General features: G+C 38.0%; 13 protein-coding genes. All 13 read right to left on the reverse strand.

The window, feature by feature from the left end:
* Window positions 1–32: 32 nt before the first annotated feature.
* The 13 genes from lpxA to rpsB all read right to left on the reverse strand — a co-directional run bounded on the left by lpxA (window position 33) and on the right by rpsB (window position 13,246).
* Complete coding sequence (lpxA, locus tag A3Q34_RS03270) at window positions 33–827, reverse strand: acyl-ACP--UDP-N-acetylglucosamine O-acyltransferase (RefSeq protein WP_070374045.1); 795 nt, start codon at window positions 825–827, stop codon at window positions 33–35.
* Window positions 828–1,280 (reverse strand): 3-hydroxyacyl-ACP dehydratase FabZ, encoded by a 453-nt coding sequence (gene fabZ, locus A3Q34_RS03275; RefSeq protein WP_070374046.1) that lies wholly within the window; start codon window positions 1,278–1,280, stop codon window positions 828–830. It lies immediately after the preceding gene.
* Window positions 1,281–1,284: 4 nt separating this feature from the next.
* Window positions 1,285–2,325 carry a UDP-3-O-(3-hydroxymyristoyl)glucosamine N-acyltransferase gene (lpxD, locus tag A3Q34_RS03280; RefSeq protein ID WP_070374047.1) on the reverse strand — a complete coding sequence of 347 codons (1,041 nt, stop codon included), beginning with the start codon at window positions 2,323–2,325 and terminating at the stop codon, window positions 1,285–1,287.
* Window positions 2,326–2,498: 173 nt separating this feature from the next.
* Window positions 2,499–3,017, reverse strand: a complete 519-nt coding sequence (locus A3Q34_RS03285; RefSeq protein ID WP_070374048.1) for an OmpH family outer membrane protein — start codon at window positions 3,015–3,017, stop codon at window positions 2,499–2,501.
* Window positions 3,018–3,163: 146 nt separating this feature from the next.
* Window positions 3,164–5,638 (reverse strand): outer membrane protein assembly factor BamA, encoded by a 2,475-nt coding sequence (gene bamA / locus A3Q34_RS03290; protein ID WP_070374049.1) that lies wholly within the window; start codon window positions 5,636–5,638, stop codon window positions 3,164–3,166.
* A 27-nt stretch (window positions 5,639–5,665) separates the two neighbouring features.
* A complete protein-coding gene (rseP, locus tag A3Q34_RS03295) occupies window positions 5,666–7,021 on the reverse strand; it encodes a sigma E protease regulator RseP (protein ID WP_070374050.1) in 1,356 nt (451 codons plus the stop codon).
* Complete coding sequence (gene ispC / locus A3Q34_RS03300; RefSeq protein WP_070374051.1) at window positions 7,022–8,269, reverse strand: 1-deoxy-D-xylulose-5-phosphate reductoisomerase; 1,248 nt, start codon at window positions 8,267–8,269, stop codon at window positions 7,022–7,024.
* Window positions 8,270–8,282: 13 nt separating this feature from the next.
* Window positions 8,283–9,152: a phosphatidate cytidylyltransferase gene (locus tag A3Q34_RS03305; protein ID WP_070374052.1), complete on the reverse strand. Its 870-nt coding sequence runs from the start codon at window positions 9,150–9,152 to the stop codon at window positions 8,283–8,285.
* A gap of 60 nt (window positions 9,153–9,212) precedes the next feature.
* Window positions 9,213–9,956 carry a polyprenyl diphosphate synthase gene (uppS, locus tag A3Q34_RS03310; RefSeq protein ID WP_070374053.1) on the reverse strand — a complete coding sequence of 248 codons (744 nt, stop codon included), beginning with the start codon at window positions 9,954–9,956 and terminating at the stop codon, window positions 9,213–9,215.
* Between the two features lie 99 nt (window positions 9,957–10,055).
* Window positions 10,056–10,613: a ribosome recycling factor gene (frr, locus tag A3Q34_RS03315; RefSeq protein WP_070374054.1), complete on the reverse strand. Its 558-nt coding sequence runs from the start codon at window positions 10,611–10,613 to the stop codon at window positions 10,056–10,058.
* Window positions 10,614–10,637: 24 nt separating this feature from the next.
* Window positions 10,638–11,378, reverse strand: a complete 741-nt coding sequence (pyrH, locus tag A3Q34_RS03320) for a UMP kinase (protein ID WP_070374055.1) — start codon at window positions 11,376–11,378, stop codon at window positions 10,638–10,640.
* Window positions 11,379–11,522: 144 nt separating this feature from the next.
* Window positions 11,523–12,395, reverse strand: a complete 873-nt coding sequence (gene tsf / locus A3Q34_RS03325) for a translation elongation factor Ts (protein ID WP_070374056.1) — start codon at window positions 12,393–12,395, stop codon at window positions 11,523–11,525.
* Between the two features lie 122 nt (window positions 12,396–12,517).
* Window positions 12,518–13,246, reverse strand: a complete 729-nt coding sequence (gene rpsB / locus A3Q34_RS03330) for a 30S ribosomal protein S2 (RefSeq protein WP_070374057.1) — start codon at window positions 13,244–13,246, stop codon at window positions 12,518–12,520.
* Window positions 13,247–13,679: the final 433 nt, after the last annotated feature.

Genomic DNA, 13,679 nt, shown 5'->3' on the forward strand with positions numbered 1-13,679 from the left:
TAACCTTTACTCTATACTTTTAACAATCGTGTTTAGCGGGCAATGCCACGGCTAGAGTTTTTAATAAACTCAGCAAACAAGGTTAACTCTGGCATATTATCGGCTAATGCGGCAACTTTTTCTAAAGCTTCGTTAACGTTTAAACCTTTACGATAAACTTCTTTATAGGCTCTTTTGATCGTTAAAATAACCTCTTTGTCAAAACCTCGGCGTTTTAACCCTTCTGAGTTTAAACCAAAAGGAGAAGCCGGTTGACCAGACACCATCAAATAAGGCGGTATATCTTTTAAAATTAGCGAGTTCGCCGCAACAAAACTGTGCGCGCCAATATGACAAAACTGATGAACGCCTGTCATACCGCCTAAAATAGCGTAATCACCTACATGAACATGGCCAGCAATAGAGGCATTATTTGCAAGAATGCAGTGACTGCCAACGATACAATCATGGGCAACATGGGTATACGCCATAAACAAATTATTACTGCCTATTTGCGTTAGGCTATTATCTTGAATCGTGCCGCGATGGACCGTACAAGATTCACGAAAAACATTATTGTCGCCAATAATCAATTCGGTTAACTCGCCGGCATACTTCAGATCCTGACAATCTTCCCCAATACTGGCAAATTGAAAGAATTTGTTGCCTTCGCCAATTTTTGTTGGGCCTTTAATGACAACATGAGAATTAATCACACAGTTGTCGCCAATAACGACATCTTTAGAAATATAACTCCAAGGACCAATACTAACATTTTTGCCAATGCTAGCGCCTTCTTCGATAATCGCCTGAGGGTGAATTAAGTTCTGCTTGTTGGAAGTCACCATTTACACCACTCTTCTTGCACACATAAGTTCAGCGCAGCAAACAACTTTACCTTCGACCCTAGCTTCGCCATAAAATTTCCACATACCACGACGCTCTTTTAAGAACTCGACATGCAAATGCATAGTATCGCCTGGCACAACAGACTTTTTAAATTTTGCCTTATCAATTGAAGCAAATAAGTACATTTCATTTTTATCTCTGCCATCTGTGCTTTTAAAGCCTAAAAGCCCGGTTGCTTGTGCTAAGGCTTCGAGGATCATCACACCAGGAAAAATAGGGAGATCAGGAAAATGACCATTAAACACAGGTTCGTTAATACTAACATTCTTAATAGCATGCAATGTTTTCATTGGCTGATAATCTAAAACGCGATCGACCAAAAGCATAGGGTAACGGTGTGGCAGTAATGCTTTGATTTCTGCAATTTCAATGGTGTTTTTTGGTAATTCCAACGGACTATTCCTTTTCAATAATATTGTTTAAGTGCTCGATGTCATGCTCTGCACTCTTAATGCGCTTAAGTATACTTTCTAATTTGCGAATTCTGGCATTATTTTTATTCCATTCTTTATTGGGTTGGCACGGCATGCCCGAAGAATAAACACCGGATTCATTAATATCTTTGGTCACCATGCTCATGCCGGTAAAAACACAACCATCACCAACTTCAATATGACCATTAATACCAACAAGGCCCGCTATCACACAATTCTTGCCAATCACGGTACTGCCTGCAATCACACTACAAGCTGCCATTGCAGTATTTTCACCAATGACAACATTATGAGCAATTTGAATTTGATTATCTAAAATAACACCATCTTTAATTACTGTATTTTCTAGCGCGCCACGATCAATAGTCGTACTGGCACCAATTTCGACTTTGTTACCAATAATCACGCTTCCCAGCTGAGGTATTTTCAACCATTTACCTTGGTCATTTGCATAACCAAAGCCATCAGAGCCAATAACCGTATTCGCTTGAATTAAGCAATCTTGACCAATTTCAACACGATGATAAATGCTAACATTTGACCATAATTTAGTACTTGCGCCGATTTTTGCTTGAACACCAATAAAACAGCCCGCGCCAATAGTAACATTATCACTAATAACTACACCCTGCTCTATCACAGTATTAGCGCCGATGGCAACATTCTCACCTAAAGTAACATCCGCTGAAATTTGAGCCGAGGGATGAATACTGTTAGCCGGTTTTGGAGTAGTATCAAGTAATTGTGCGGTAAGTGCATAACCTAAATAGGGATTATTCATCACTAGCGCATGGGTATTACAGTCATTAAGGTGTTGAGAAGAAATAATAACCGCACCAGCTTTAGTATCAGCAAGCTGTTGGCTGTATTTTTTATTGGCTAAAAATGCAATTTGTTGTGCATCAGCGGTTGATAATGTGGCAAGTGAATGAATGATATATGTTTCATCACCATGAACCTCAGCACCAATTTTTTCAGCTAGCTGTTTGAGAGTATAAGACATAAACACTTAATATTTTTATGGATGCTCAATGAGCATAACTGGAAAAGACGCTAAAACCAATATGATTTTATTAGGCTAGAAAAAAAACTTGCAACTAATATTATCAATAATAGTTGCAAGTTTTATAACGGTAAGGCTTCAATCAACCTTTCATCTACGACTTAGCGATAGACTTAGTTAAGTTTACTAACCTGTTCGACAACCTTATTAGTAATCATTGCATCTGGCTTAGCAAAAATAACGGCTTGCTGTTCTAAAACAAGGTCATATTTTTCTTTTGCAGCAATGTTGTCGATAGCTTGACGAACCAAGGCAATAATTTTGTTTGTTTCTTCGTTCTTACGCAAGCCAGTTGCTTGTTGGAACGCTTTACCCTTAGCTTGGTAATCTTGATATAATGTTGCGATTTGAGTATCAAGTTCTTCGATATCTTTAGCGCTCATTAATGAACCGTCACGCTGTTTCTTTTCTTGGTAGTACTTAATGTCTTTTTCTAACTGAGCTAAAACAGCTTTATCATCTTTAAACTCAGCTTCTAATACCTGCATGACTGCCGTTGCTTGTGGGATTTTACTCATCACTTCTTGGAAATTAACCACGGCGATTTTTTGATCAGCAGCCATTACAGAGCTTGCTAATAACAACGTTGACGCTACTGCAGAGCAAGTAACTGTTTTAATGAATTTTTTCAATTTTATCTCCAAAATATTATTACTTCACAACTTTGATATAAGTTGCATTAATTTTTATAATTGTCATGTAATAGCTATGGGGGCTAACTATAAGAATTAAACCCCCTTAGTAAATTTATACGCACTATGCCTGAAAGTTCTCTTTATTAAAATGTTTTACCAATATTAAAACTAAAGAACTCTTTATCATCGTCTTTTTCTGATTTTAGAGCTTTCGCAAAACTAAAGATCATTGGCCCCATAGGAGATAACCACTGCACTGATAAACCGGCAGAGCTTCTATAACGACCAACATCTGAATAATCATCAATCTTTTCAAATTCAGAGGTCACTAAATCGTTGTAATCTTCTACGTCGAACTCTGTATCCCAAACATTACCGACATCGACAAAAAAGCTGGTGCGAACACTGTTCGAAAAACCTTCATCAAGTAAGGGGGTCGGTACAATAAGTTCGATACCCGCGACAATAATGGCATTACCACCAACAGAACGCTGTGAGACGTTAATAAAATCGTGATCTTGGCCTAAACAACAACTACTTCCACCCTCGACCGGATCAGGAGTACCGGTGATTTGTGTTGGATAGCGAAATACCGCACGTGGGCCAACAATGTTATTTTCAAAACCACGTAACGTATCAGAACCACCCGCTCTAAAGTTTTCCCAGAAAGGCAATATCTGGTCATTACCATCTATGGTGCCATAACCATTACCGTAACCGGCGTTTAAACGTGCTAGCACTGTCCAACGTTGGTCTTGTGTTAATGGGAAGTACCATTTAGTGTCTAAATTAATTTTAAAATAATCAACATCTGAATTTGGCGTTGTCATTTTATAAGTCAAACTTTGACTTGAGCCGTCTGTTGGAAAGGTACCACGGTTCAATGTCGTGCGAGATATAGCCATCGACAAATCGAAACTTTCAAATTCTAAACCACCATCAGGGTTATTAGGATCAGAATATATCTCGTAAAACTGTTGAATTTGTTCATAAGTTTGTAAACGTGTAATACCGTTACTTTTGTAACCTACGCCAAAGTTTAAACGAACATATTCATTAATAGGAAAGCCTAAGTTAAGCCCAATACCATAAGTTCTATTGTTGTATTCAACTAAGTTCGCATTACCCGCATTAAACTCGCTGTAATATATTTGCCCACCTAAAGAAACTGCATCGACAGTAAAGTATGGGTCGGTATAAGAAATACTCGCACTTTGCTGATAACTCATGGTATTAACATTAAATGCCAAGCGGTTACCCGTTCCTAAAAAGTTGTTTTGCTGTATACCTGCACTTAAACTTAAATTAGTCGTAGAACCATAACCAATACCGGCAGTAAAAGACCCTGAGGGCTGCTCTTTAACCGTAAAGTCAATATCAACTAAGTCATCCTCACCTGGTAACTGTTTAGTTTCGTACTCAACATTTTCCAAATAAGGTAAACGCTGTAGCCATGCTTTTGAACTTTCGGCAGCATTATTTGATAACCAAGCACCTTCCATTTGACGCATTTCACGGCGTAGTACTTTATCGGCAGTAACATTATTACCCTCGAAGTTAATACGGTTAACGTAAACACGTTTGCCAGGGTCAATAGAAATAGTCAGTTTAACCGTTTTTTCTTCTTCATTGATTTCAGGAATAACCGTTACTTTCGGGTAAGCATAACCATAACGGCCAAGATAACGACTGATAGTTTCTTCGGTATACGTTACCTCTGCACCATTATAAAGTTTACCTGGACGTAATGGGTTAATCGCTCGGATCGTACGTTCAAACCCAACCATATCACCAATAAAATCTATTTCACTGACTTTAAACTGTTCACCTTCAGTGATATTCAAGGCAATATAAACCGCTTTTTTATCAGGGGTCATTGACACCTGAGTAGAGTCTACTTTGTATTGCAGATAACCACGGTCTAAATAGTAACTTTTAATCGTTTCTATATCACCTTGTAAGGTTTGTTTTTGATAGCGGTCTTGCGCCATAAAATCCCACCAAGGAGAATCAAAGGTAAGTTCTATGCGTTCAAGAAGCTCAACATCAGAAAATATTTCATTACCAACGACGTTAATCTGCTCTATTGCTGCAGCATCGCCTTCAGTGAAAACAAAATTTATGTCAACACGGTTACGAGGCAAGTGAATAATTTCAGCTTTTACATCGGCATTATATTTACCAATACTGTGGTAGAAATCTTCTAAGCCTACCTCAATACCGGAAATTATAGTCATATCGAGTGTTTCACCGACTCGAATATTACTTCCGTCAAGACTCTCAGTTAATTGCTCTGCTTTTAAGTCTTTATTGCCATCGAAGGTGATTTCACTGATCGTTGAACGCTCATGAACACGATAGATGACTCTATTACCTTCACGATAAACGACAACATCATTAAAATGTCCCGACTTGTAGAGAGATTTTATCGACTGAGAAATACGGAATTCATTGAGCGTATCTCCCGTATTAAAAGGGATATGAGTCAAAGCAGCACCGAGTGCGACACGCTGTAACCCTTTTACTTCAATATCTTCTACTTGAAATTCTTCAGAGGCTTGTGCTGTTGTACCTAAGGCACCTAATAATACCGCGAGGGCAATTTTTTTAATTATCATAAATGCTAACTTTTATTACTTCTTTTGTTATAACCGCGAAAAATCGTTAAATAATGCGATACTCATTAAGCCTAAGAGGGCTAGTGTACCAAACTTAAAACCTATTTCTTGTATTTTTTCTGATACGGGTTTACCTGTGACAATTTCCACAAGATAATAAAATAAATGCCCGCCATCAAGCACTGGTAAGGGTAATAAATTTATAATACCTAAGTTAATGCTAATTAAAGCCAGAAAACCTAAGAAATATACCAAACCATATTGTGCACTACTTCCTGCTCCTTGTGCGATAGAAATAGGCCCACTTAAGTTCTTAACAGAAATATCACCCGTCAAGAGCTTGCCTATCATGTCAAAACTCAATACTACTAAGTTCCAACTACGCTGTAAGCTTTGTCCTAAAGCATCAACAACGCCGTAACGTAACTCAAATAAATATTCTTTTGGGTAAGAGTCAGATTTTGGAACCACCCCCAAATAACCTATTTTCTTACCCGCACGCTCAATTAAAGCCGGTGTTACCATTATCTCTTGGTTTTCACCTAGTCTTTCGACGATTAAAATAACGTTTTGTTCCGGAAGTTGACTAATATTTTTTGAAAACATCGCCCAACTGCCATTAATACTTTCGTTATTGATGCTAATTAACTTGTCATCAACTTTTAGGCCGGCCTTATCTGCAACACTACCCTCTTCAATATAGGCTAGCTCAGCATAAACAGCAGCTCTATAAGGCGCAATACCTAAACTACTAATGGCCGATTCTTTATCGGGTGAAAAAGACCAGTTAGCCGCATCCAAATGATAAGTTTTCGATGAAGCACTACCTTGTTCTTTTGTTTTTATAGTAAAAGCGCTCTCACCTATTTGCGAGACTAACGCTAGATTGACATCTTGCCAATCTAGGGTCTTTTGACCGGCAACTTCAATGATTTCACTATTACTAGTAATATTCGCCCGCTGCGCTATAGATTCTGGCATTATTTCACCAACAATCGGCTTTACACTCGGCACACCAATTAGAAACATCAGATAAAAAGCAAAAATAGCAAAAGCAAAGTTTGCTAGGGGCCCAGCAGCAATAATTGCTATACGCTGATAAACCGTTTTATTATTAAAGGTTTTATCGATATCTTCGGGCTTGACCTCATCAACGCGGCCATCAAGCATTTTAACGTAACCACCCAATGGAATTAAGGCGATAACAAACTCTGTACCTTCTTTATTAACTTTTCGCCATAATACTTTGCCAAAGCCAATTGAAAAACGCTCTACTTGCACGCCGTTTCTGCGGGCAACCCAATAATGACCGTATTCATGCACCGTAATCAAAATACCTAAAGCGACAACAAAAGAGGCTAAATTCCAAAAAAAATCAAACAACTATAGATTACCTTTTTCGTTAACTTCATTAATCGCCACATCATTGACTACAAAGCAGCCACTGGCAATTAAATTACGTGAAAATTCTCTAGCACTTGCATCAAGCGCAACAACATCATCAATTGATGCCACCCTTTCTGAGACAAATTTATTCACAGAAGTTTCATTTATTTTTGCAATATCAGTAAATTTTATTTTTTCGTTCAAAAAAGCATCAACGGCAATTTCATTAGCGGCGTTTAAAGCTGTACATGCACCTTGGCCACTTTTACAAGCAGCTATGGCTAATTTTAAATTAGGATACTTTTGATAATCGACATCTTCAAATTCAAATGATGGCGTATTGAAAAAATCTAAAGGTGCGACACCTGAATCAATTCTCTGCGGATAAGCCAAGGCATGAGCAATGGGGGTACGCATATCAGGATTACCCATTTGAGCTATCACGCTACCGTCTTTATATTGCACCATTGAATGAATGGTACTTTGCGGATGTAAAACAACGCGGATATCGTCAGGGTCGATATTAAACAACCATTTTGCTTCAATAAATTCTAGACCTTTATTCATCATGGTCGCAGAGTCTACAGAAATTTTACGGCCCATTTCCCAATTAGGGTGGGCACAAGCTTGTGCTGGGGTTACCTCTGCTAACTGTTCGACTGAAAAAGTTCTAAACGGACCACCAGAGCCAGTCAGTAATATTTTACTGACGCCATTACTTGCTAAGTCGCATCGACCTGGCTTAGCTTGTACATTAGCGGGTAAACACTGGAAAATAGCATTGTGTTCACTGTCTATCGGCAGTAATTCTGCACCATACTTTTCAACCGCATCTATAAACAAAGCGCCGGAAGTCACTAAAGCTTCTTTATTTGCTAACAGTACTCTTTTTCCCGACTTAACTGCGGCCATAGTTGACAAAAGACCTGACGCCCCAACAATAGCAGCCATGACCGTATCTGTGGTATCAGCTTGAGCAATATCAATTAAGCCTTGTCCGCCACTAAGTACTTGAATATTTTGTAAACCGTTTTGGTCAAGTTTTACTTTTAAAGCTTGTGCGGCATGCTCGGCCACCATAACGACAGTGCTTGGCTTAAATTCCTGACACTGCGCCAACATTTCGTCAACACGAGTATTCGCTGATAAAGACTCAACAGAAAATAACGTGGGATGAAGCCTAACAACCTCTAAGGTGCTAACACCTATCGATCCTGTTGAACCTAAAATACAAAGTTTACGCATCGTTTATATCAACCTACTGCCAGCCTAATAAGGCATAACATAATGCATAAACTGGCGCAGTAGCGGTTAAACTATCAATTCTGTCCAAGATACCGCCATGACCAGGTAAGATTGCGCCACTGTCTTTTATGCCTGCTTGGCGTTTAAACATACTTTCATTTAAATCACCTAGCACTGACACTGTCGTGATAATAGCGGTGACAATTAACGCTAAGGTAAATTGATGTTGCTGCCATCCGAGCGAGTAACCGGCAATACTAATAAAGATACAGGCACAAACAACACCACCAATAAAGCCTTCGAGGGTTTTGCCTGGACTGACGTTGGGGAGAAGTTTATGTTTACCGATAGATTTACCGACAAAATAAGCACCAACATCAGCGCTCCACACCATTAAGAATAAAAACATAATCAGCTGAGCGCCATTATACGGATCTTGGTTGTAATCATTACTACGCAGCACCATAAAAGCGAGCCAAGTAGGAATAAGCGTTAACCAGCCAAATACACCACGAATAGAGCGATGGCTTGACCAAAACTTACTGTAGCGAGGATAAAGAAAGGTCAGCGTTGCAGATAGAAACCACCAAGCGACAGCAATCCATAATACCAGCGACACACCTGAATGAAGCTGTCCATCAATAGACCAGAGTTGTAACAATGGTAGTGCGTACCAAAGCGCTGATATGAGAATAATCGTCGCACAGACAAAAGCAAGACGACGGCGCTTATTGGCAAAGCCCATTAAAGGTCCCCACTCCCATGCACCAATAGCCATAACAGCCATAAACAAAGCCGCAAATTGATCTAGAGGTAAATAGAAAATGGCGAAAATAGTTAAAGGCGCTAAGATAACAGCGGTAATAATACGTTGTTTTAACAAATGGAAACCCTTATAAATGCTATTTAATTTTATTGTTATTATTGTTTTTAATTTATAGTCTTAATTTTTTATTTGTTCACCTGTTTGACCAAAACGTCGTTCTCTTTGGTCAAAGCATCCCATTGCGTTAATGAGCGCTTGTTCATCAAAATCAGGCCATAGTGTTTCTGTAAAATAAAATTCTGCGTAAGCTGCTTGCCATAATAAAAAATTACTTATACGAAAATCACCACCGGTACGAATAAGTAAATCAAGTTCAGGTAAGTTAGCTAAACAAGTATATTGATGGAGTGTTTCTTCGGTTATATCATCAACAGACATGGTGTTATTGGATACTTTTTCAGCTAAAACTTTAGCGGCATTAGCGATGTCCCAACGTCCGCCATAGTTAGCTGCAACAGACAATACCATACCTTTATTGTTTGCGGTTAAATCTTCTGAAACTTTTATTTTTTTCTGTAACGTTTCTGAAAAACGTGAAACATCGCCAATCACTTGGAAGCGCACATCATTTTTATGAAGCTTTTTCACTTCTCGTGTTAGCACAAACATGAATAAATCCATCAATACGCTAACTTCTTGTTCTGGACGCTGCCAATTTTCACTACTAAAGGCAAAAAGTGTTAATGCTTTTACCCCGTATTTTATCGCAGTACTCACTGATGTTCGAACTGATTCAACACCTGATTTATGACCTGCAACCCGTGTTTTTCCACGTTGTTGCGCCCAACGTCCATTACCATCCATTATAATGGCAACGTGTTGCGGCACTTTTATTAAAGTATCTGTTATTGCTTCAGTCATAATCGTTCCGTCATACTAATCAAGCTAGATTCAAATTTTCTGTAAAAAAAACCGTAGTGATCATTTAATAACTACGGTTTATATTATCGGTTAAAGAAGTTATATTTCCATTAACTCTTTTTCTTTAATAGATAAGATATCATCAACCTGTTTTACATAAGTATCGGTTAATTTTTGAATATCATCTTCAGACTGATGCATTTCATCATCATTGATTTCTTTTTCTTTATTCAATGATTTTACATCTGAATTAGCATCGCGGCGGATATTACGAATAGCGACCTTGCCATTTTCAGCTTCATTTTTAACCACTTTAACAAGATCTTTACGACGTTCTTCTGTTAAAGGTGGTAAAGGAATACGAATAAGTGTTCCTTGAGATGATGGGTTCAAGCCCAAATCAGATTTCAAAATTGCTTTTTCTACTGCTCCGATCATGCCTTTATCAAAGACAGTAATCGCTAAAGTACGCGCATCAGGTGTAGCAATGTTGCCCACTTGACTTAATGGTGTTTCCATACCGTAATAATCAACAACAATATTATCAAGTAAAGAACGATGTGCTCGCCCCGTTCTTACTTTGTTTAAATTGCTTTTTAATGATTCGATACTTTTACTCATACGGTCTTGAGCATCTTGTTTTATTTCATTTATCACGTTGAATTTCCTTTAAATCAAAAATTAAACTAAATTTTCTGAATGGTCGATAGTTGTACCTTCATTACCGCCCATTACCACGGCTTTTAGTGCACCTGGCTTATTCATATTAAAAACACGAATAGTCATATTGTGATCACGCGCGAGCGTAAATGCGGCTAAATCCATTACTTTGAGTTCTTTTTCTAATACTTCGTTATAACTTAATTGGCTATATAAGGTAGCATCAGGGTTTTTAACCGGGTCATCTGAGTAGATGCCATCTACCTTGGTCGCTTTTAAAACCACATCAGCTTCAATTTCAATGCCGCGTAAACAAGCTGCTGAATCTGTGGTAAAGAAAGGATTACCGGTACCGGCACTGAAAATAACAACACGGCCAGATTTTAATAAACTGATGCCTTCAGCCCAGTTATAACGGTCACAAACACCCGCCAAGTCAATTGCAGACATTAATTTAGCATTAACAAAAGCACGATGTAAGGCATCACGCATCGCGAGGCCGTTCATTACGGTTGCTAACATACCCATTTGGTCACCAACAACACGGTTCATTCCTGCTTCTGCAAGACCAGCGCCACGGAACAAATTACCGCCGCCAATAACTAAACCCACTTGAATGCCCATTTCAATCAGTTCTTTAATTTCTTGAGCCATACGATCCAAAACTTTAGGGTCGATACCGAAACCCTCTTCACCCATTAAGGCTTCACCACTAAGTTTTAATAAAATTCGACGATATATTGGTTTTGGACTGATGCTCATAAAAAACATTCCTGTATTTTGTCTATAAATAGGCGAAAAAAAAAGCCGTGATCAATTTGACCGCGGCTATTTTAATACGTTTAGCTGACTATCGAAAGTCTAAACTGAAAAAAGAACTGTTTTACTGAATTAAATGCTTAAAAATTAAGCTTTTGATGCAGCAATTTGTGCTTCAACTTCAGCCGCAAAATCTTCTTCTTTCTTAGCAATGCCTTCACCAACTTCTAAACGAACAAAGTTAGAAACCGTAATGCCTTTCTCTTTAAGAACAACACCAACAGTTTTCTTAGGTTCCATGATGAATGCTTGACCCGTCAAAGAAATTTCACCGGTAAATTTCTTCATACGACCTATAATGATCTTTTCAAGTAATTCTACAGGTTTTTTCTTTTTATCATCAAGAGCATCGTTTTCAGCTTTTAAGATATCTAGCTGGATACGCTGTTCATTTTCTACAACACTATCAGCAACATCTTCAGGTGTTAAAAATTCAGGCTTACTTGCAGCAACGTGCATAGCAATGTGCTTTAATGATTCAGCATCGCCTTCACCAGCAACAACAACACCAATACTAGCGCCATGGCTATATGAAGCTAATGCAGCACCTTCAACGTATGAAACGCGACGGATATTGATGTTTTCACCAATTTTAGTCACAAGCGTAATACGCTTTTCTTCAAATTGAGCTTGTAACTCTTCGATTGTCGCTTTTGATGCTAAAGCAGCGTCTGCAACTTCGTTAGCAAAACCTAAGAAGTTAGAATCTTTTGCAACAAAATCAGTCTGACAGTTAACTTCAAGAAGTGCAGCAACGCCATCAGCGCTTTTAATTAAAATAGCACCTTCAGCAGCGATGTTACCAGCTTTTTTAGCCGCTTTTGCTTGACCGTTCTTACGCATATTTTCAATCGCAAGTTCCATGTCGCCTTCAGCTTCTTGTAAAGCTTTTTTACAATCCATCATGCCCGCAGCTGTGCGTTCACGAAGTTCTTTTACCATTGCAGCAGTAATTACCATGAGAGAATTCCTCAAATTTTGTTATCCCCTAAACTATTTAAAGCCGGGCATAAATATTAATATGTTGCCACAAGCGCAAACACGCTTGTGGCAATAGCAAAAAAGATTATGAAAAACTGAAGTTATTCAGCTTCTACAAAACCGTCTTTTTCAGCTTGAACAACAATGTTCTTTTCACGACCAGCTAAAACTGCGTTAGCAGCAGAATCAGTGTATAAAGTCACAGCGCGAATTGCATCGTCGTTACCCGGGATAATGAAATCAATGTTATCTGGGTTTGAGTTTGTATCAACTACAGATATTACTGGAATACCTAAGTTTTTAGCTTCTTTGATAGAAATGTGTTCATGATCAGCATCAATGATGAATAAAACGTCAGGTAAACCACCCATGTTTTTGATTCCACCAAGACTTTTGTCAAGTTTTTCCATTTCACGTGTACGCATCAAAGCTTCTTTTTTAGTAAGAGCTTCAAAAGTACCGTCAGAGCTTTGTGCTTCAAGATCTTTTAAACGCTTGATTGATTGACGAACTGTTTTCCAGTTAGTCAACATACCACCTAACCAACGGTGATTAACGTAAAACTGATCACATTTGATAGCAGCATCTTTAATTGCATCGCTTGCAGCGCGCTTAGTACCAACAAATAAAACTTTACCTTTTTTCGCAGAAACACCTGATAAGAAAGCAAGGGCTTCATTGAACATAGGAACAGTTTGTTCAAGGTTGATGATATGAACTTTATCGCGTGAACCAAAAATGTAAGTTTTCATTTTTGGGTTCCAGTAACGGGTTTTGTGACCGAAATGAACACCTGCTTTAAGCATATCGCGCATAGAAACGTTTGGCATGATTTTTCCTTTATTTGGTTTAGGGGGTTAAGCGTTCATACATTCAAATATACCTGACTCTTTATTGTTCGATTATTTGCTTATAATTAAGACAAATTCAAACTGAGCACCCCGACATATTCTTAATAAATGTATGTGAATTTATAATAAGTATTATTATTTTTAATAATACAAGTTTAAAAGCTAAACACTATCGATAACAACAAGTTAGTAATCGGATAACCGAAAACACTGAGTAATACTTAGATAAAATCTAAATATCTATGCTATTCAATCGACAAATTTAACGGCGCACTTTATACCATATTAATTTACCAAAGGCTAGAAATTAACAATTAAAGGTCAATATTCCTTAATTAATATAGTAATAATATTACTGGGATAATTTTTCTGTACGCGCTAAAATTAGCGGCTCTATATTTTTATTAAATTT

Source organism: Colwellia sp. PAMC 20917 (assembly GCF_001767295.1).
In the GTDB taxonomy this organism is placed as follows: domain Bacteria; phylum Pseudomonadota; class Gammaproteobacteria; order Enterobacterales; family Alteromonadaceae; genus Colwellia_A.